At 57.6% G+C, this 20,655-nt stretch carries 13 protein-coding genes; 1 reads left to right on the top strand and 12 read right to left on the bottom strand.

Annotated elements, in window-relative coordinates; genetic code table 11:
• Nucleotides 1–3: 3 nt before the first annotated feature.
• From hemE to soil367_RS03445, 12 genes are all read right to left on the bottom strand, one after another.
• Nucleotides 4–1,068 carry a uroporphyrinogen decarboxylase gene (gene hemE, locus soil367_RS03500; RefSeq protein WP_136546946.1) on the bottom strand — a complete coding sequence of 355 codons (1,065 nt, stop codon included), beginning with the start codon at nucleotides 1,066–1,068 and terminating at the stop codon, nucleotides 4–6.
• Between the two features lie 109 nt (nucleotides 1,069–1,177).
• Nucleotides 1,178–2,596, bottom strand: a complete 1,419-nt coding sequence (locus soil367_RS03495; RefSeq protein WP_136546943.1) for an FAD-dependent oxidoreductase — start codon at nucleotides 2,594–2,596, stop codon at nucleotides 1,178–1,180.
• 80 nt (nucleotides 2,597–2,676) lie between these two features.
• A complete protein-coding gene (gltB, locus tag soil367_RS03490; RefSeq protein WP_136546941.1) occupies nucleotides 2,677–7,125 on the bottom strand; it encodes a glutamate synthase large subunit in 4,449 nt (1,482 codons plus the stop codon).
• A 310-nt stretch (nucleotides 7,126–7,435) separates the two neighbouring features.
• Nucleotides 7,436–9,244: an AAA family ATPase gene (locus soil367_RS18790; RefSeq protein ID WP_172962252.1), complete on the bottom strand. Its 1,809-nt coding sequence runs from the start codon at nucleotides 9,242–9,244 to the stop codon at nucleotides 7,436–7,438.
• Between the two features lie 3 nt (nucleotides 9,245–9,247).
• Nucleotides 9,248–10,345 (bottom strand): 3-dehydroquinate synthase, encoded by a 1,098-nt coding sequence (aroB, locus tag soil367_RS03480; RefSeq protein WP_136546939.1) that lies wholly within the window; start codon nucleotides 10,343–10,345, stop codon nucleotides 9,248–9,250.
• Nucleotides 10,346–10,358: 13 nt separating this feature from the next.
• Nucleotides 10,359–10,901: a shikimate kinase AroK gene (gene aroK, locus soil367_RS03475; RefSeq protein WP_136546937.1), complete on the bottom strand. Its 543-nt coding sequence runs from the start codon at nucleotides 10,899–10,901 to the stop codon at nucleotides 10,359–10,361.
• A 226-nt stretch (nucleotides 10,902–11,127) separates the two neighbouring features.
• The gene (locus soil367_RS03470) at nucleotides 11,128–11,937 is read right to left on the bottom strand and encodes a THxN family PEP-CTERM protein (RefSeq protein WP_136546935.1); all 810 of its coding nucleotides are present in this window, start codon (nucleotides 11,935–11,937) and stop codon (nucleotides 11,128–11,130) included.
• 722 nt (nucleotides 11,938–12,659) lie between these two features.
• Nucleotides 12,660–14,831: a type IV pilus secretin PilQ gene (locus tag soil367_RS03465; protein WP_136546932.1), complete on the bottom strand. Its 2,172-nt coding sequence runs from the start codon at nucleotides 14,829–14,831 to the stop codon at nucleotides 12,660–12,662.
• Nucleotides 14,828–15,385 carry a pilus assembly protein PilP gene (locus soil367_RS03460; RefSeq protein WP_136546930.1) on the bottom strand — a complete coding sequence of 186 codons (558 nt, stop codon included), beginning with the start codon at nucleotides 15,383–15,385 and terminating at the stop codon, nucleotides 14,828–14,830. Before soil367_RS03460 ends, soil367_RS03465 begins: the two co-directional genes overlap by 4 nt.
• Nucleotides 15,382–16,008 (bottom strand): type IV pilus inner membrane component PilO, encoded by a 627-nt coding sequence (locus soil367_RS03455; RefSeq protein WP_136546928.1) that lies wholly within the window; start codon nucleotides 16,006–16,008, stop codon nucleotides 15,382–15,384. Before soil367_RS03455 ends, soil367_RS03460 begins: the two co-directional genes overlap by 4 nt.
• A complete protein-coding gene (locus soil367_RS03450) occupies nucleotides 16,005–16,571 on the bottom strand; it encodes a PilN domain-containing protein (protein ID WP_136546926.1) in 567 nt (188 codons plus the stop codon). Before soil367_RS03450 ends, soil367_RS03455 begins: the two co-directional genes overlap by 4 nt.
• A complete protein-coding gene (locus soil367_RS03445; RefSeq protein WP_136546924.1) occupies nucleotides 16,571–17,641 on the bottom strand; it encodes a pilus assembly protein PilM in 1,071 nt (356 codons plus the stop codon). Before soil367_RS03445 ends, soil367_RS03450 begins: the two co-directional genes overlap by 1 nt.
• Nucleotides 17,642–17,952: 311 nt before the next feature.
• On the opposite strand from soil367_RS03445, the gene soil367_RS03440 reads away from it, so the two are divergent.
• Nucleotides 17,953–20,520, top strand: a complete 2,568-nt coding sequence (locus soil367_RS03440) for a penicillin-binding protein 1A (RefSeq protein WP_136546922.1) — start codon at nucleotides 17,953–17,955, stop codon at nucleotides 20,518–20,520.
• The last annotated feature ends 135 nt before the right edge of the window (nucleotides 20,521–20,655 follow it).

The raw sequence follows: 20,655 nt of genomic DNA, 5'->3' as shown, positions 1-20,655 counted from the left end.
GTTCTACTGATGGTAGGGAGCGCTCAGCTCATGTACGGCGTCGATAAACACTTTTGCGTGGTCCGGGTCGACGTCAAGGGCAATCCCATGGCCCAGATTGAACACGTGTCCCGGACCCTGACCATAGCGCGCAAGAATATCCGCAACTTCAGCACGGATGCGCTCCGGGCTTCCGTATAGGGTCGCGGGATCCATATTGCCCTGCAACGCCACATAATCGCCGACCCGGGCCCTGGCCCGGCCAATATCGGTCATCCAGTCAAGACCTACGGCGTCAGCGCCGCTATCGGCGATGGTCTCAAGCCACTGGCCGCCATTCTTGGTAAAGACGATCACCGGCACCTTGCGCCCTTCACTTTCGCGTAACAGCCCCGCAATAATCTGGCGCATGTAGCCGAGGGAGAACGCTTCATAATCCCGAGCCGAGAGTACCCCGCCCCAGGTATCGAAAATCTGCACAACCTGAGCCCCGGCCCGAATCTGGGCGTTGAGATAGCTGGTCACTGACTCTGCCAGCTTGCCCAGCAGGGCGTGCAGCGTCTCGGGTTCGGCCATCATCATGCGCTTGATCGTGCGGAAATCCTTGCTGGTGCCGCCCTCTACCATGTAGGTCGCGAGCGTCCAGGGACTCCCGGAGAAACCGATAAGAGGAACCCGGCCGGCAAGGGCTGAGCGGATTGTGCGAACCGCGCCCATTACGTAGCCGAGATCCGCATCAGGATCAGGCACTTTCAAAGCTGAAACGTCCCCCTCTGTTCGCACTGGTTTGCGAAACTTCGGCCCTTCACCCGTCTCGAAGTACAGACCCAGGCCCATGGCATCCGGAATCGTCAGAATGTCCGAGAAGAGAATGGCCGCGTCGAGGTCGAAGCGCTCAAGCGGCTGCAGGGTCACTTCGCAGGCAAATTCGTTATTCTTGCAGAGACTGAGAAAATCCCCGGCCTGGGCCCGGCTCTGACGATACTCCGGCAGATATCGTCCCGCCTGGCGCATCATCCACACCGGGGTGACATCCACGGGCTGTCGCGCCAAGGCACGCAGGAGACGGTCATTCTTGAGTTCGGACATAAAGGTCCTTCAACAATTCAGAAAAACGGCGAGCCCTGCCGCGGTATGGCCGCGGGCTCAGATGATGGGGTATATAGCAAAGTCGGGAAGGATAACCTTCCCGCTGACGTCAGACGTCCAGGTAATCCAGTATCCCGGCCGCAGCCCGACGCCCTTCGGCTATGGCGGTTACCACCAGATCGGAGCCGCGCACCATGTCCCCGCCGGCAAATATCTTGGGGTTGGCGGTCTGGAAAGGGAAATCATGATGTTCGGGGGCCAGTACCCGACCGGAGTCGTCAGTGGCAACCTGCTGGGATTCGAACCAGTCACCCGGGCTGGGTCGGAAGCCAAACGCTACCAGTACCACATCAGCCGGTATCACCTCTTCACTGCCGGGTACGGGCTCGGGCCGGCGGCGGCCGTTCCCGTCGGGCTCACCCAACTGGGTTTTAACAACCTTGACGCCCTCGACCTTGTCTTCCCCGATAACCGCGATAGGCTGGCGATTGAACAGGAAACTCACGCCCTCTTCCTTGGCATTGGCCACTTCGCGACGCGAACCAGGCATATTGGCCGCATCCCGGCGATAGGCGCAGGTAACACTCGTGGCCTGCTGCCGAATCGCGGTACGGTTGCAATCCATCGCCGTATCACCACCACCAAGCACGACTACCCGCTTGCCTTTGACGTTGATGAAGTCGGATTCCTGCGCCTCGAACCCCAAACGGCGATTCGCATTGGAAATCAGGTAGGGCAACGCGTCGTAGACGCCATCCAGGTCTTCGCCGGGAAACCCGCCTTTCATATAGGTATAGGTTCCCATGCCCATAAAGACAGCGTCGTATTCTTCCATCAGCTCATCGACACTGATGTCTTTGCCGATTTCGGTATTGAGGCGAAACTCGATACCCATCTCTTCAAAAATTTCGCGGCGCAGACTCATCACGCTTTTTTCGAGTTTGAACTCAGGTATACCGAACGTCAGCAGCCCACCGATTTCCGGGTAGCGATCGAAGACGACGGGCTTGACCCCATTACGGACCAGAACGTCAGCGCATCCGAGCCCAGCAGGACCGGCACCGATAACGGCGACCTTCTTGTCTGTCCATACCACCTTGGAGACATCAGGACGCCAACCGAGAGCAAAGGCGGTATCGGCGATATATTTTTCGACCGAACCGATGGTGACGGCGCCAAAACCATCGTTAAGAGTACATGCGCCCTCGCAGAGTCGGTCCTGGGGACAGACCCTGCCACAGACCTCGGGCAGCGTGTTGGTCTGATGGACCAGCTCTGCGGCCTCAAGAATGTTGCCCTCGGAAACCAGCTTCAACCAGTTCGGTATGTAGTTATGTACTGGGCACTTCCATTCGCAATACGGATTGCCGCAATGCAAGCAGCGATGGGACTGCTCCGCTGCACGCTCCTGCTTGAAGGGCTTATAGATCTCACCGAACTCTTTCTTGCGCAGGCGCGCAGGGACCTTGTCCGGATCGCACCGACCTACTTCAATAAACTGAAAATCGTTGCTCAGTCTTTCTGTCATGTCTAACACCTCGATCTCACCGGCAAGCAGCTAGCTGTGCCGGCGGTCAGATTCATCTGGGCCGGACCCGATAACGTAAATTATTCCGGCCGCGCCCGAGTGCTTGCCAGCAACGCTTTCAGATTGGCTGCTTTTGGTTTGACCAACCAGAAACGCCCGACGTAGTCGTCGAAGTCTTCCAGGATCTGGGCAGCCCACGCGCTTTGGGTCTCGTCCGCATGCTCCCGGATGATTCCGCGCAAGTGGTTCCGGTACGGCTCCATTTCTTCGCTGGAAATGCGGTGTATTTCCACCAACTCATGGTTATAGCGATCCACGAATGTGTTCTTCTGGTCCAGAACATAGGCGAAGCCGCCAGTCATGCCTGCACCGAAGTTGTGGCCCGTCGTGCCCAGCACGGTAACGAGCCCACCGGTCATGTATTCGCAACAATGGTCACCCACGCCTTCGACAACGGCGTGAACGCCGGAGTTACGGACTCCGAAACGCTCGCCCGCAGTGCCTGCGGCAAACAGCTTGCCGCCGGTGCCGCCATAAAGGCAGGTATTGCCGATGATGGCTGTTTTCTGGCTTTCAAACTCACTGTTCGCAGGCGGCCTGATGACCAGCTTGCCCCCGGTCATGCCCTTACCGACGTAGTCGTTGGCATCGCCGTCCAGATACATGTCGAGACCGCCGACATTCCAGACACCGAAGCTCTGCCCGGCGGTGCCGGTGAACCGGACGGTAAGGCCGGTCGCCGCAAGACCATGATTACCGTGGCGGGATGCAATTTCACCGGCGACGCGGGCACCGATGGAGCGGTCACAGTTGGTAATCGAGTAGCTGAACTCAGCACTGCGCTTCTGTTCGATGGCCTCCAGCATGTCGTCAACCATACGCTCGGCCAACAGTCCTTTGTCGTACGGGCTGTTGCGCTCGACCTGGCACAGCTGCGGCTTTTCAGCCGGAATAGAATCGTTGTAGAGGATGCGAGACAGGTCGAGCTTGCGCTGACGCGGAGTATCGCCTGGCAGCATCTCCAGCAGGTCGGTACGGCCAACCAGCTCGTCGAGACTGCGTACGCCCAGCATCGCCAGCCACTCACGGGTCTCGCGGGCAACGAACCGGAAAAAGTTCATTGCCATTTCGACCGTGCCAAGGAAGTGCTCTTCCCGCAGTTGTTTATTCTGGGTGGCAATACCTGTAGCACAGTTATTGAGGTGACAGATACGCAGGTACTTGCAGCCCAGCGCAACCATTGGCGTGGTGCCGAAGCCAAAGCTCTCCGCCCCCAGAATCGCGGCTTTGACCACATCGAGACCGGTTTTCAGGCCGCCATCAGTCTGCAGGCGAACCTTGCCGCGCAGATCATTCGACCGCAACGCCTGGTGGGCTTCAGACAGCCCCAGTTCCCAGGGCGATCCGGCGTAGCGAATGGAGGTCAGCGGGCTTGCCGCGGTGCCCCCGTCATAACCCGAGATCGTAATAAGGTCGGCGTAAGCCTTTGCCACACCCGCCGCAACAGTACCCACGCCTGGCTCTGAGACCAACTTCACGGAAACCAGAGCTTGTGGATTAACCTGTTTGAGGTCGAAAATCAGCTGAGCAAGATCTTCGATCGAGTAGATGTCGTGGTGCGGCGGCGGCGAAATGAGCGTAACACCGGGCACGGAATAGCGGAGGCGGGCGATCAGGTCGTTGACCTTGCCCCCCGGCAACTGCCCACCTTCTCCTGGCTTTGCTCCCTGAGCCACCTTGATCTGCATGACGTCGGCGCTACGCAGATATTCGGCGGTTACGCCAAAGCGGCCTGACGCCACCTGCTTGATCTTGGAACGCTTTTCTGTGCCGTGCCGGGCTGGATCTTCGCCGCCCTCACCCGAGTTGGAGCGCCCGCCAAGGCGGTTCATCGCAACTGCCAGGGCTTCATGGGCTTCTGGCGACAGCGCACCCAGGGACATGGCCGCTGAGTCAAAACGCGGGTAGAGCTTCTCTGCCGGCTCCACCTCGGACAGGTCAATGGGCTTGATGTCCTTGCGGATGCCAAACAGGTCACGCAGCGTGGTCACCGGACGCTCGTTAACCAGCGCCGCATACTCCTTGTAGACCCCGTAGTCGCCCGTGGTTACCGCTTCCTGGACGGTACGAACCACATCCGGATTGAAGGCGTGGTACTCGCCGCCATGGACATACTTCAGCAGGCCGCCAGGCTGTATGGGCTTGCGCCGTTTCCAGGCGGTTTCCGCGAGTAGTTCCTGGTCCTGCTGAAAATCGTAGAAACCCGCGCCCTGGATGCGGGTCGGCACGCCATGGAAGCAGAGATCCACGACTGCATCCGATATACCCACTGCCTCGAAGAGCTGGGCGCCACGGTACGAGGTAATCGTTGAAATCCCCATCTTCGAGAGGATTTTCAGCAAGCCCTTGTTGATGCCTTTACGATAGTTGTTCTTGGCTTCAATCGGGTCCATCAGCATTTCGCCGGAGCGAACCAGGTCGTTGAGCACCTGATAGGCCAGATACGGATAGACGGCCGTAGCGCCAAAGCCGAACAGCACGGCAAAATGATGGGAATCGCGCGCCCAGCCAGTCTCAACGATCAGGTTGGCGTCACTACGCAGGCCTGCTTTGACCAGATGATGGTGAATCGCACCGGTCGCCATGAGTGCATTGATGGGTAGCTCACCCTCCAGCAATGTCTTGTCGCTCAGCACCAGTATGACCTTGCCCTTGCGGACATGCTCTGCCGCCTCGTCGCAGACGGCCTTGAGCGCTTGTTCCAGGCCGAGCTCCGGGCGGTAGCTGAGATTGATCCAGGCGACCTCGAAACCGGGCCGGTCGTTGTTCGCGATTTTCAGGAATTTGCCGGGCGACAAGACCGGAGTAGAGAGAATGATGCGGTTGGCGTGGCTCGCGTCTTCTTCGAAAATATTCCGCTCAGCACCCAGACAGGTTTCCAGCGACATGACCACGGCTTCACGCAGAGGATCGATGGCGGGATTGGTTACCTGCGCAAACTTCTGCCGGAAGTAGTCGGCCACGTGCCGCACACGGCTTGAAAGCACCGCCATCGGCGTATCGTCGCCCATCGAACCAACCGCTTCCTGACCGTTCTCGGCCAGTGGACGAAGCACCTGGTCACGCTCTTCGAAAGAAATGCCATACATTTTCTGGTGAACCCGCAACTCCTCGGCTTCGAGCAGTTTGAACTCCGGAGTCTGCTGGTTAAGCGTGGATTCAACCCGCAGTGCGTTATCCCGCAACCAGCGCTTATATGGCTGGGCGGTCTTCAGCATGTTGTCGACATCTTCCGTGTGCAGGACTTTCTTGTTCTCGGTATCGATCGCCAGGATCTGGCCCGGCCCGACGCGGCCTTTGGCAACCACATCTTCAGCTTTGTAGTCGTAGGTGCCGATTTCCGAAGCAATGGTCATGAAGCCATTCTTGGTCATGACCCAGCGCGCAGGGCGCAGACCGTTACGGTCGAGCATACAGATGGCGTGCTTGCCATCGGTCATGACGAGACCAGCGGGGCCATCCCAAGGCTCCATGTGCATGGAGTTATACTCATAGAAGGCGCGTAGGTCCGAATCCATGGTATCGACGTTCTGCCACGCTGGCGGAACCATCATCCGGACTGCACGGAACATGTTGACGCCACCGGCAAGCAGCACCTCAAGCATATTGTCCATGCTTGAAGAATCGGATCCGGTGCGGTTGACCAGCGGCTGGATCGACTCCAGGTCCGGTAAGTCAGGCGCTTTGAATTTAGAGGCGCGGGCTATAGCCCAGTTGCGGTTACCTTCGACCGTATTGATCTCGCCGTTGTGGGCAAGAAACCGGAATGGCTGGGCCAGCGGCCAGCGCGGCATGGTATTGGTGGAAAAGCGCTGGTGAAAGACACAGATCGCCGTTTCCATATCCGCGTCGCCGAGGTCCTTATAGAAGGTCGGCAGGTCGCGCGGCATCATCAACCCTTTATAAGCCAGGGTTTTATCCGACAGGCTACAGATATAAAACTCGCCGTCGTCTGTAAGGTCGATCTCAGCCAGACGGCGACCGATAAACAGGGAGATACCGAACTGACGGTCATTCTTGTCCCCCGGCAGGACGAAAACCTGCTCGATACGGGGCAAGCAGTCTTTGGCCATGGGCCCGAGGCAGGCGCTGTCGGTGGGCACTTCGCGCCAACCCGCTATATCGAGACCCTGCTCGGTCAGACGGGTTTCGAGAGCCTTCCGCGCTGCGGCAGCTTTCGCTTCATCGGTGCTCAGAAAGACCATACCAACGGCGTACACGTCGCCCAGCTCCACGCCCAGGCTGGCCTTGGCAGCCTTTCGCAGGAACGCGTCGGGCTTCTGCAGCAACAGACCGCAGCCGTCGCCGGTTTTGCCGTCGGCGGCGATCCCGCCGCGGTGGGTCATGCAGGTCAACGACTGGATTGCCGTCTTCAGGAGTGCATGACTGGCTTCGCCTTCCATATGGGCGATGAGGCCGAATCCGCAGTTGTCCTTGAACTCACCCGGCTGATAGAGACCTGTCTTCATAAGCCTTCTCACATAATAGTTCTTTGAAATCAATCAATTAAGCGATTCTGCGTCACTTTTACACGACTGATCCGGGAAAATGGGGCTAGCCATATTACACGGGCACCCCGTGCCGCTCAAATTCCGGCGGCCAACACTTTCGAAAACAAAGGGAAGCGCTCCCGGAAGATCTGACCGGATGGCGGCTGAGGAGGCGGTCTGGCGCTCCCACGTGGCTGGTGAGCGGCATAGTTGCGGGCAAACGCGCGTCGCGGCTCAAGTGCCCAGTATAACTCTTCGTAAAATTATTTTCTGCCCAGGATGGGGCTGGCTACAGCCCTTCTGTGTCTCGAATCCAGGGCCCAGCGCGCCGGATCGCGGCGGGAAGACGGGAGATAGCGCTGCGGGCCGGCGCCGCATCCTCGAACACATCCAGCAACACAACGAACCACGGCTGATCTTTATAAGTAGACCGGATATAGACAAAGCCCGCGTCGGGATAACGTCGGATGAGGTTCACCGCGGTATTCTCATTATAGCTCCCGAGCAGTTGGACAGTAACACTGCCCGCGGGCAGCGCAGCGACCCAATCCCGGCCCCGGTAAGCACTCGGCAATTGCGGCTGAAAAACCTCGACGGGCTCTGGTTCCGCCTCTGGTTCTGGTTCCGCCTCTGGTTCTGGTTCTGGTTCTGGCTCAGGCTCAGCTGCAGGTATTGGCTTGCCCACCCCTGGCGGCGCTCCCGCCAGGCCGGCTTGGGGGACCTCAACGGCAGCGAGCGTGGCGTCGCCATCAGAATTGGCCGGCCCTGCTTGACTCAAAGCCCCGTCATCGATTGTCTCCTGCTCCGACCGGGTATCGTTGACCTGCTCGCCAGGCTCAGGGGGGAGTGCCGAGGCGATCAGCTTTGGAATGGACATTCCGAGCGTTTCCGGCAGTAGCGGGGCGCTGCCAGGCTGCACTGCCGTTTTACTTTCTCCAGATCGCTCAACGGGGAACAGAGGAAGCTCAATCTCGGTGGGCTCATCCGGGCGCCCCTCCTCTATGGACTGGGCGCGAAGAAGAAGCTCCGCCTCCGCCATTGCTCGACGCATGCGCTCCACCTCGTCCGTGCCCGCATTGGCCGCGGCCGACGTGTCGACAGGGCGAACACGAGAACCCGTAGCAGGGACGGACGACGCCAGCCCACTATTGTCGCTTTGGCCTGAAAACTGATACTGCCACGAGACAACGCCGTAGGACACCAGCAAAACGGCCAGCGCCAAGCCTATCCACAGAGCGTTGCGCTTGCTGGACTGAGCAGTGCGCTGAGTCACTGGCTGCCTAATACCCGCCGATGATGAGGTAGCGGGCCCGACTGCACCGAGAATAACCTGTGGCGCAGCCTGCTTTATCCGAGAAAAAACTCCCGTCGACGTCTCGTACAGTTTACGCCGCCGTTCCGGCCCCAAGAGCCCCGCAGGGTCCCCGCCCGCCCAACTTATGGCGCTCTCAACGAACTGGGCTGACTCTGCCTCATCCAGCGGCCGTACCCAGAGGCTGTGAGTAAAGGCACGCGCGCCTCCGATTCGGCTTTCCAGCGCAGCCGCAAAGCCAGGCCCTGCAATGAGAAGCGGGACAGGCGAACGGTTGCGCTCAGCATTCTGGAAGCCGGCCGCCAGGGCATCAATGACACTCTGTGGTGCAGCATCAGCATCGTCGAGTATCACAACCCAGCGTTTGCCAGCGTAGCGCTGCCAATGTGCGGCGTCGAAAAAAGCACTTATGGCCTGCTGCGGGTCGGCTCCTGGCAGAGGCTTTCTCAGCAATTGCCACAGGGCGCTTGCGAGCGCATCAGTTGACGCGACCTGCTGTCTGGCCAGAACATGAAATGTCAGAGTAGGCTTGTCCAGCCGGGCAAACTCTTCAATCAGGCGCGAGCGACCCACCCCAGGCTCGCCCTCCACAACGAGTAGCAAGTCGCCAAAACTGCAAAGATGCCTCAGAGTTTCGAGGTAGATCTGGCGCTGCCCACCGGTATAGAAGCGCCCAGGAACGTCAGCGAACGGGTCGCTCTGTAGACCATAACGATCACACAACTCCGCCACGCCAGCCTGGCCGGACTGGCTGTCCTTGCGATCGGGCTGTCCACTGGGGGTCATCAGCTATTCCTGTGCCTCCTGGTGCGCACTTAACACCAGATGCAGCAGTTCGGGATCAAATTCAGCGGTTACTGTGGCATCGCCCAGGCTGTGCAGCAAAACCAGGCGGAGCGCGCCGTCGATGTTCTTCTTGTCCACAGCCATCAGCGCATAGAAGTCATCCGGTGACATGGTTTCCGGCGGTCGAATGGGTAGGCGGGCTCGCACCAGCAGTTGGGTTATCCGATCTATGTCGTTATAGGTCAGCCAGCCCATCCGCTTGGACATATCCGCCGCCATGACCATACCCGCCGCAACCGCTTCGCCATGAAGCCACTCGGCATAGCCGGTGTAGGTTTCGATCGCGTGGCCGAATGTGTGACCGAGATTCAACAGCGCACGGACACCTGCCTCACGCTCGTCAGCGGCGACGATGGCTGCTTTGCACTGGCACGAGCGGAAGATGGCTTCCGCTAGCGTGTCAGACTGCAGTGCCATTAGGCCATCCATGTGCTCTTCGAGCCATGAGAGAAACTGGTTGTCCTGAATCAGACCGTACTTTATAACCTCCGCCAACCCCGAGGAGAGTTCCCGGTTGGGAAGCGTTTCCAGAGTACTGGTGTCTATCAGCACGCAGCGCGGCTGCAGAAAGGCACCGATCATGTTTTTACCACGAGGGTGATTGATACCCGTCTTGCCGCCGACCGAAGAGTCCACCTGTGCAAGCAACGTCGTGGGGATCTGTATGAAATCGACACCGCGTTGGTAGCAGGCCGCCGCAAAGCCCGTCATGTCACCAACCACACCACCCCCTAACGCGACCAATGTGGTTTTGCGGGTGTGGCGTTTTTCCAGAAGCTGGTCAAAGATACGGTTCAGGACTTCCCAGGTTTTGTAGAATTCCCCGTCTGGCAGAATCACTACATCAACCTGCTTGCCGGAAAAGCTGGCCCTGGCCTTTTCGAGGTAGAGCGGCGCTACGGTTTCATTGGTGACTATCAGAACCTGTTCGCCGGCCACCCACTGTCCAAGGTCCTGTTGCCCCAACAGGCCCTGGCCGATAAAGATGGGATAACTACGGTCGCCAAGCTCCACCTGTAACTGATGCTGAATCCCTGCCATGGTCTGCCCTCTGCTATGCCTGTTTCTTTTTTCGCTGGACTCTGGGCCGGATCTGGTTGAGCAACTGTCGTGCCACCAGTCGTGGACTCTTGCGGTCGGTATACATTACAAAATCCGCCAACTCCTGGTAGAGCGGGTCGCGTTCGGCGAAGAGCGCTTCCAGGATTGCCCTGGGGTTGGGCTTTTGCAGTAGCGGGCGGTTCCGGTCACGCCGGGTTCGATCGTACTGCTGCTCTAAAGACGTGCGCAAATAGATGACAAAAGCGCCTCGCTTCAGACACGCCCTGTTCTCCTCGCGCGTGACAGCTCCACCGCCGGTCGCAATAACCACCTGAGTTTCCTGCGACAGCTCTTGCAGAATCGCTGTCTCGCGACGCCGGAATCCGGCTTCGCCCTCTACATCAAATATCCAGGGGATGCTGGCTCCGCAACGTTCCTCTATAACCTTGTCGGAATCCAGAAAACGGAACCCTAGTTCCTTTGCGAGGAGTCTTCCGATTGTACTTTTGCCCGCCCCCATAGGGCCGACCAGCACAATCCGCTCTGGAATCATCATGCCGTGTAACTCACTACAATTGAAGCGCACGAGCATAGCACAGGCGTTTTCACCGCACAGCCGCCGTGGCCGCGCGCCGTCGACAGGATGTTGAATCTGTGCAGCCGCACCGGCTCTGCCATAGTGCGCTCAACTACGGAGTTGCCCACAGCAAAACGCCCCGGGGGTTCCGGGGCGTTTTGTTCATTCACAGGCGCATTTCTGACTGTAGCTAGCCTGCCAGGGTTTACTTCCTGCGGCTGGCAACGCCCATACCGATCAGGCCCAGCCCGAGCAGTGCCAATGAACCCGGCTCTGGAACGGAAACCGCTGAACTGATGATGCGGAAGTTACTTTCGAAGCGGTTAACCTCGCCTTCCCGCGTCAGAAAGCCGATGCAATTGGCAGAAGCATTTGCGATCTGGCACTGCTCGCCCGTCAGGGTGCTCAGGCCAACGATTTCGAGGAAGACCGTGTAGTTATAGCCGTCGATTGCGAAACTGGGCGCGGCAAACTCGAAGTTTCCGTTGTCGTTGATACCGCCGAACTCAGGGTTACCCAGCGAGAAGATATCGTCGCAAACTGACGCCGAACCCTCGAAACAGCCGTTACCATTATAAGTTTCGGTAAAAAAGCTTGAGAAGGTGATCGGCAGTGCACTTGGACCTTTGCCTTCCGACTCGACGGGTGTGCGAGCCGACAGACTCAGCGTACTGGTAAGATCAAACGCTTGCAGGCGCTTGGCAGCTGCAGGAATCGGCTGATTGTTATGGACGAAAGTGCCGCCACGGACGCCCTCTGCGTTGTTGGTCACGAGGACGGGCGGATTGCTGACGTCATCAATCGAGACCGAACTGCGGATTGAGTTCGAACCCCAGCTGAGTTCATTGTCCTGCTCGGTTACAGAGCCGTTGCCACTGCTGAAAGTTGCACTGGTAAAGGAGTTATCTACGGTGTAGTTCCACTCGGTGATCTGCGCGGCATTTGCTGCGGCGCCAAAGGCGAACGGAAGAACAAGTGAACTGATCAGTGCTGTTTTCTTGGTGAAACGACTCATGGCTGTAACCCTGCTTAATATGGCTGAACTTCACTATCAAACCCAATGCTTGACCTGAAGGCCTTACGAAGGATAATGCACCCTTCGTGCCAACTAAATATTCTCATAATTTTCAATACGTTGAATATCACCAACAAAAAAGGCCAACGCCAACGTAAACCCGACCGACAACATGCCGATGCTACCCAGTGGCATTAATTTTTAACAATGAAAACAATCGTTAAATCCTCTCGGTGCCGAAACCATAAATTGCCTCCGCGGTCCACAACGGGGCGCACGCTGCGCCAAATAAATTTGGGAACCAGAACCCAAATATCGACAGAGATTTTGTGTCGGTAGATTACAAATAGCAGACTATCTAAAAGCCGCGACCCTATCCGCATGGAATGCGGCAAAATGTTCTGCACGCATACTCGCGCAAGGCTTGAGCTACCACAGACTGCGCAAGCCGCTGGATATTTCCTGACGAATTGGCCAACAGAAGTCGAATTTCTTTACAACTTTTTATCTCTTTATATCAATAGCTTGAGAGACTATATATGGAAGAGATGAGGTGAACACCGAACATTACATCGCAGGCGTCAGGCCGTGGACTTACGGGGACCACGTATTGCACTTTGGACGCTTACAGGCAGTCGATCTGGAAGAGGAATACGGGATAAAGCTGAACGCAAAACGCCCCGATGACGGGGCGTTTTGCTGAGCGGGTTGTTCTACCTGACCTAATTGCTCGTCAGGCTGCTTTTCACGATCTTGGGTGTTATGAAGATAAGCAGCTCGCTCCGCTCATCGATTTTCTCGGAGCGCGTGAATAGCCAGCCGAGGTAAGGGATATCACCAAGGAACGGCGTCTTGGTAATGGTCGTCGCTATCTCGGACTGGAAGATTCCACCGAGCACTACCGTTTCACCGTTGGCTACCAGAACCTGCGTTTCAACCTCGTTGGTGTTGATACTCGGGATCCCCGCGGTAACTTCGCCACGGGAGTCCTGCCGTACCACCAGGTCCATGATGATGTTGTCATCCGGCGTAATTTGTGGCGTTACTTCCAGGCCCAGTACAGCCTCTTTAAAGGAGATTGATGCTGCGCCGCTGGAGGTCGCTTCCTGATAGGGAATCTCTTCACCAGACTCAATGATCGCGGTTTGACGGTCGGCCGTGACCACTTTTGGTTGAGCCACAATTTCGGCTTTACCGTCGCTTTCCAGTGCAGACAACTCCAGATCGATGAGAAAATCGTTGTTGCTGTAGCCGATAGCAAAACTTGAGGTACTGGCTCGGCTGACACCCAGGTCTACCGCCAATGCGCCCGGGAATGAGATTTGCGCAGGGCTGCCGCTGGTAAACGCATTGTCGATTTCAGACAGAGTCGTTTGCGAACCGCCCGCAGAGATACGGCTGTTGCCATTCTGCTTGGCGAAGCCGCCGCCCCACTGCACACCCAGATCCCGGGCAATGTTGGTCTGCGCACGGACGATACGAGCCTCGATCAGAACCTGGCGCACCGGGATGTCCCAGGTACTGACAAGTCGCCGAATCTGCTCAAGCTTTTCAGCAGTCTCCCGCACACTTATGGTGTTGGTGCGTGCGTCGGAGGAAATAAAGCCCCGCCCGGAAATCAGTTCAGCGTCCTGCTGCAGCAAAGCCACAAGATCCGACGCTTTGGCGTAATTCACCTGTACGATGTCGAGGCGAACCGGCGCAAGCTCTCGCTGCTGGCGGTTATTTTCCAGCTCCAGGCGTTCGCGGTCGGCGATCTCACTCGCCGGTGCGACTAGAAGAACGTTCCCGACCTGGCGTTTGTCCAGGCCTTTGGTCTTGAGTATCAACTCAAGGGCCTGGTCCCATGGAACGCTGTCCAGGCGCAACGTCAGGCTACCGCCGACCGTGTCGGATGCGACCAGATTGAGACCGGTGAAATCAGCGATCAGCTGGAGCACCGAGCGCACTTCGATATCCTGAAAATTGAGTGACAGCTTTTCTCCGCTGTACGGGAACTTCTCCTCGCGGCGCTCTTCGCTCTCGGCCTGGCTCAGCTCTTCTACTGCTACCGTGAACTGGTTGCCCGACTGGTAGGCGAGGTAGTCGTAATCGCCTTCGGCGTCGATATCAATGATGACCGCATCGCCTTCGGTATAGGTTTCGATCTGTCGTACCGGAGTTGCGAAGTCATTGACGTTGAGTCGACGGCGCTCGGATTCCGGCAACTGGGTATCAGCGAGCCGCAGACGAATGTTGCCGGCTGTTTCACTGAGATCAACTGAAGTTCTCGGGTCAGACAACGTAATGACCACCTGCCCATCACCATCAGCGCCGCGGCGGAAATCAACTTCGTTGACACTGCGACCGGTGATCGACGCGGCGGCGGAGCTCTCGCCCTGCCCCTGTGCCTGGGCTTCAGGCTGTTGCGGCGAGGTCGAGGCCTGCAGAGGCTCGTCGGCGCTCGGGCTATCATCATTACCCGCGCCGCCGCCGATTTCCACGATCAGGGCGTTGCCCTCTACTCGCGTGTCATACGGCGCAAGCTGAGACAGGTTGAAAATCAGCCGGGTGCGCCCCTTTGCATCAATAACCGTCATGCTCTGCGTGTTACCCACACCGAGGTTGTGGTACCGGTCACTCAGGCCACTATCCACACCTTCCAGGTCCAGCGCGATACGAGCGGGCTGTTCGATGGTGTAGCCCGACGGAGCCGGAGGTGTACCGTCAAACGACAGCCTGACCTCAATGCGGTCGCCGGGCAGCGATGCGAAATCCAGATCCTCCAGGGTCACACCCCAGGCCAGGTTCGCGCCCGCGCCCAATACCGCAACAGCAATCAAGCTCTTCAATTTGCTGAACATCTCTAGCCCCAATCCAAAGCGTTTTTGTGCGTTAATGTTGCGGTCAATCATAAGCGTCCCCCTTCGTCCAGAGTCAGACTCCGTGGTCGCTCAATCCAGCTGCCACGTCCGTTGGGAACGATCTCGACCAGTTCGATCCGCCCTTCGTCTATTCCAACCACGCGGCCGTAGTTCTGGCCCATGTGGTTTCCTTTTCGAACCCGGTGTATTCCGCCTTGGGCGTCCCGTACCAGCGCATACAGTGTGTCTTCGCCCACGCTGCGTCTTAGCGTTCCGACCATGTTCAGGTTGTCCAGACTGAACTGTTCAAGCAGTTCTTTGGGCCGATCCGTATCAGGCTGCACATCTGACCTGGGTGCCTCCTCGCGCATGGTCAGCTGTACTTCAACAGGCGGCTGAAACGGCGCTCGCCGATCACTGGAGCGGTAGTTGAACGCTTCGTAGGCCTGGAACTCCGGCAGCGGTTCAACAACACCGCGCGGCGCGTTGCGGGTTTCCTCCATATAACGATCGAGGTCGTCGAACCCGCTTTCATCAGCGCAGCCCGAAAGGGCTAGCAGCAGGACGGGGCCGAAGAGATAGAGACCTCTCTTGAATCCGCTCATTCCCCGCCTCCTGATTTATAACGGTAGGTCCGTGCGATGACCTTCATGGACAACTGGTCCGAGCCGCTTGCCTTGTCATCGACCGGGGTAATCTCAAAGTCATGCAAGGTGACGATGCGAGGCAGGCCAGCAACACTGCTGACAAACGCCCCAAGCTCGTGGTAGTCGCCCGTAACACTAATGTTTATCGGCAGCTCCACATAAAAATCGCGCTGAATCTCTGGCTGAAGCTGAATCTGTTGCAGGTCCAGTCCGCTACCGAGAGCCGTATTGGTAATGTCTTCAAGCAAGCCGGGAACCTCTGTATCGCTCGGTAACTGACGCACCAGCGCGCCGAAGGTCTCCTCCATCTCTTCCATCTGTCTTTTATAGATGTCGAGGTTGGCGACCCGGTGAGCTTTGTTCTCATACTGCTCCCGAAGCTCAGCCTCGCGACTGTCGACTTGCTCAAGTTTGAGATACTGGTCCTTGACCATGAACCAGTAGCCGCCTCCCAGGACCAGCGCAAACACAAGAATGAGCAGCACCGCCTTTACCGGCGCGGGCCAGATGCCGGCATTGTTGACATCCAGATCGTTGAAATCGAAATTCTTCAGGCTTTCTAGCGATTGGGAAAGGCTCACTCTGTGCTCTCCGCTTCCGTGACCGGTGCTTTTTGCACAACCGTCATGTCGAACTGGCTATATCCGGCACGTGCCTTATCAGCCGAAGAGACATTGGTAAGGTTGGGGTCAGAAAACCAGTCGGACGATTCAAAATTGCGCATTAACGCAGAAATTCGGCTGTTGGACTCAGCCATTCCCTTGATGGTCACCTTCTGCTCCACCTTTTTGAGACTGGAGTAATAAAGGCCGTCCGGCAGGGTCTGGACCATCTCATCAAAGACTCGAACGATGACCGGTCGCTTGCCCTGGAGATCCTGTATCACCTGCATGCGAGCAAGTAGCTCTTCTCGCCTTTCCCTCAGGTTCTCTATTTCCTTGATTTCCTGGTCGAGCACCTTCATGGCTCGCTCGACGTAATTGTTGCGGGCCTGCTGATATTCAATCTGGGAGTCAACATTTGTCTGCCAAAGGAACACCAGCCCTGCCGCAACAATCACGGTTCCCACCAACATGACCACCAGCGATCGCTGTTTCTCGGCCCGGAGTTCTTCACGCCAGGGCCGCAGGTTAATGCGTGCCATCAGTCAAAACTCCTCATCGCCAAGCCGCAGGCGATCATCAGGGAAGGTGCATCATTACTCAGGGCCGACGCATTAACTTTGGAGCCGACCGCCATGTCGGCAAAGGGATTGGCAATCATGGTCGCCGTACCCACTTTGGCCTCGACCATCTCGCTCAGGCCCGTGACCGATGCGGTCCCGCCGGCGAGAATGACGTAGTCGACCGTGTTGTATTGGCTCGAACCGAAAAAGAACTGCAACGCGCGCGCAACCTGTTGGACGACGGCCTCCCGGAAGGGCGCGAGAACTTCACCCTCGTAGTCGTCGGGAAGGCCTCCTCCACCCTGCTTTTTGGCCAGGCCAGCTTCTTCTGTAGATAAGCCGTACCGGCGCTGGATCTCCTCCGTCAGCTGGCGGCCTCCGAACAGCTGCTCCCGGGTATAGACGGTCTCGCCGTCCACCAGCACGCTGAGCGTGGTCATAGTCGCGCCCACGTCAACGATGGCCACAACCTGCTCTTCGCCGGTTGTTTCCAACTGGGACTCGATCATGCTGAAGGCCCGTTCCATCGCATAAGCCTCCACATCAACCACCCGTGCCGAGAGCCCTGCAACCTGCAACGCGTCCTCACGAATATCGACGTTCTCTTTGCGGCAGGCGGCCAACAGGACATCCACCTGATCCGGATTGGTTTCCGACGGGCCCTGAACCTCAAAATCTATCGCCACTTCATCGAGCGGATAAGGAATGTACTGGTCGGCTTCGAGGGTAATCTGATCCTCCATTTCGAACTCGTTCATACCCGCGTTCATCTGGATGACCTTGGTGATGACCGCTGACCCCGAGACCGCGACGGCGGCCCGTTTAGCACTCGCATGGGCTTTTCCAACCACTTTCTTTATGGCTTCACCCACAGCTTCCACATCAGCAATGTTCTTTTCCACCACGGAATTGGCGGGCAGTGGCTCAACCGCGTAGCTTTCGACGCGGTAGCGGTCGCCCTGTTTTGATAACTCAAGCAGTTTGATCGAGCTCGAACTGATGTCGATGCCCAAAACCGGACTGCCTTTTTTCGTTAGAAATCCGAACACGCGCTCACCTATTCCTGGCTTGATGCACCCGGTGCTGCTCGACCAAATCGACAGCACTCTGGAAGGAGTTTAGACGTCTTTTACAAAGGTGTTAGGCAAAAAGCCCTTTCTCTGGTTTGCGGCGCAATGCCGAATTCAATTAACAACTCAACAGGTCGCTCGGACAAATCTCAACAAGCTGTATAGAGAATTTGTCTCCGGGAGCGACTACACTATGGCATCGTCAAACGCCGACGACGGGGTACCTACCCCCTCCCTCATACGAGCCTCTCGTTAAATCATAGACATAGATCCCGTGGTTGTCAGAAAAAATGTCCCGATTTGCAAGTATTTTCAAAGCTTTCTTCTGGCTCATTCTGATGGGAGCGGCGGGCGCCGTATTGGTAGCCTCTGCATTCTATCTGTATCTTCAACCAGCGCTGCCGCCCGTCGATCAGCTTCGTGACGTGCGCCTGCAGACGCCGCTGCGCGTCTATTCAAGTGACAATAAATTAATAGCAGAGTTTGGTGAAAAGAGAAGGACGCCTGTCGCCATAGAACAGGTTCCGCAACAGCAGATAATGGCGTTCCTTGCCGCGGAAGACAGTCGCTTTTATCGACACCAGGGCGTTGATGTTCGTGGTCTGAGTCGCGCTGCCCTTGAGCTGGCATCCACCGGCAGTATTCAGTCCGGCGGAAGCACCATCACCATGCAGGTTGCGAAAAACTTCTTTTTGTCACGTGAAAGAACATTTTTGCGCAAGTTCAACGAGATATTGTTGGCCCTGCAGATCGAGCAGGAGCTGGACAAGGACACGATACTCGAGCTTTACCTGAACAAGATCTACCTGGGCAACCGGGCCTACGGCATCGAGGCAGCTGCTCAGGTCTACTATGGCCGCTCTGTTTCGGACCTGACCCTCGCCCAGATGGCCATGATCGCCGGCTTGCCGAAAGCGCCTTCCGCTTACAATCCTCTGGCGAACCCGGAGCGCGCTCAGGCCCGACGCGACTGGATTCTTGGCCGAATGCGAGAACTCGGTTCTATTGACCAGGCAGCCTACGAAACCGCCATAGGTGACCCGATCACAGCTACCTATCACGGGCCGAAAAGCGCCATCAGCGCTCCTTACATAGCAGAGATGGCCCGGGCCGATCTTCTCAACCGCGTGGGTGACGCCGCCTATACTGATGGCTATAACGTCTACACCACTGTCCATAGCGAGTTGCAGGCTGCCGCAAACGCTGCCTTGCGCAGCGGCCTCGAAGCTTACGACCGACGCCATGGCTACCGCGGCCCCCTGGACAAATGGGACCTGGACAAGACGGCCGAGCCGGCCGAACTTGCAACCCGCCTGCAACGGCTGCCTGTGATCGCGGACATGGTTCCCGCGGTTGTAACGCAGCTTTCAGAGGATACGGCAACCGCGCTGATTGCATCCGGAAATAAGGTTCGGATCAGCCAGGAGGACCTGCAGTGGGCACGCCCCTATATCAGTGAAGACCGCATGGGGCCGTCCCCGAAAAGTCCGGCTGATGTACTGACCCTGGGTGATGTCATCCGGGTGCGTTTGAAAGATAAGCCTGTTGAGGAAATTGCGGAACTGGAAAACCCGGAGGTCGAAGCTACAACAGAGGCGCCCGCCGTAGAAGCCACGCCGGAGGAAAAAGCTGATGATGCTCCACTCGTGGCCGAGCTCGTCCAGGTTCCCGAGATAGAAGGTGCGCTGGTATCACTGGCCGCCAAAACCGGCGCTGTCCAGGCTATGGTAGGCGGTTACAGCTTCTACGAGAGCAACTTCAATCGCGTGACTCTCGCCCGCCGCCAGCCAGGTTCAGCTTTCAAGCCCTTCGTATACCTGGCTGCCCTGGAGAATGGGGAAACGCCAGCGAGCATCATCAACGACGCACCCATCGTCTATGACGACAGCGACCTGGAAACACTCTGGCGTCCGCAGAATTCCAGCGGACAGTTTTATGGCCCGACCCGGTTGCGGAAGGCCCTATACCTCTCCAGGAACCTGGTGTCGATCCGGCTTTTGAAGAAGACGGGCATCAACAACGTGCACGACTACCTGGCCAAAATCGGCATCGACACCCGTAGTTTGCCGCGCGACCTGTCTCTCGCGCTGGGAAGTGGAACACTGACGCCGCTGGAAGTCGCAACAGGCTATGCGATGCTGGCCAATGGCGGATATCAGGTCGAGCCCTACCTCATTGAGCGTATCGAGCAGGGTACCGGGTCGCTCGTCTACCAGGCGCCCCAGGTAAGACTGTGCGATGAATGCGACCAGGCGAACACGACTGCCGGCAAAGAGCTCCAGGCGATCAGTCAGGCACCGCCCAATCCGGGCTTGAAGCCTGTGCCGCTTGAGGTTGAAGTCACTGAAACCGAAGTTGATGCACCTCGAGTTGCCGATGAGCGCTCGGTTTACATCATGCATTCAATGCTGCAGGACGTTGTTCAGCGAGGCACCGGTCGCCGTGCACGGGCACTGGGAAGGAGCGACATCGCTGGCAAGACGGGTACCACAAACGACCAGCGTGATGCCTGGTTCGCTGGTTTCAATCATGACTTAGCGACCGTTGCCTGGGTGGGATTCGACCAGCCAGAGCCTCTTGGTCGCGCTGAGTATGGTGCAACGGCAGCCTTGCCCGTGTGGCTCGAGTTCATGCGAGTCGCCCTCGAGGGCCAACCGGAGTCGAAAATGCCTCAGCCACCTGGCATCGTAACGGTCAAGATAGATCCTGAGACCGGTAAACGTGCTGCCCCTGGCGCAAACGATGCCATCTTTGAGATATTTCGGGAGGAAAACGCGCCGCAGGAAGTTGCCACGTCAACCGCAGGAGGAGCGGAGGACGCCAGCGATGACGATGTCTCTGCCCAGGAGCTGTTCTGATGCCGTTGACCCGCGGCGAAACGCGCCCAGCCTGCTTGGTGAACCGCCTCTGAACGCCTGCGGTCCCAACCTTTAAACCGAGCCATAAAAAAACCCGCCTTCCACGAAAATGGGAGGCGGGTTTTTTATGCTACA

Origin of the sequence: Hydrocarboniclastica marina (genome assembly GCF_004851605.1) — a bacterium.
Taxonomy (GTDB): Bacteria; Pseudomonadota; Gammaproteobacteria; order Pseudomonadales; family Oleiphilaceae; genus Hydrocarboniclastica; species Hydrocarboniclastica marina.
The sequence above is the reverse complement of the archived record's forward strand: the minus strand, read 5'-3'. Positions and strand labels throughout refer to the sequence as shown.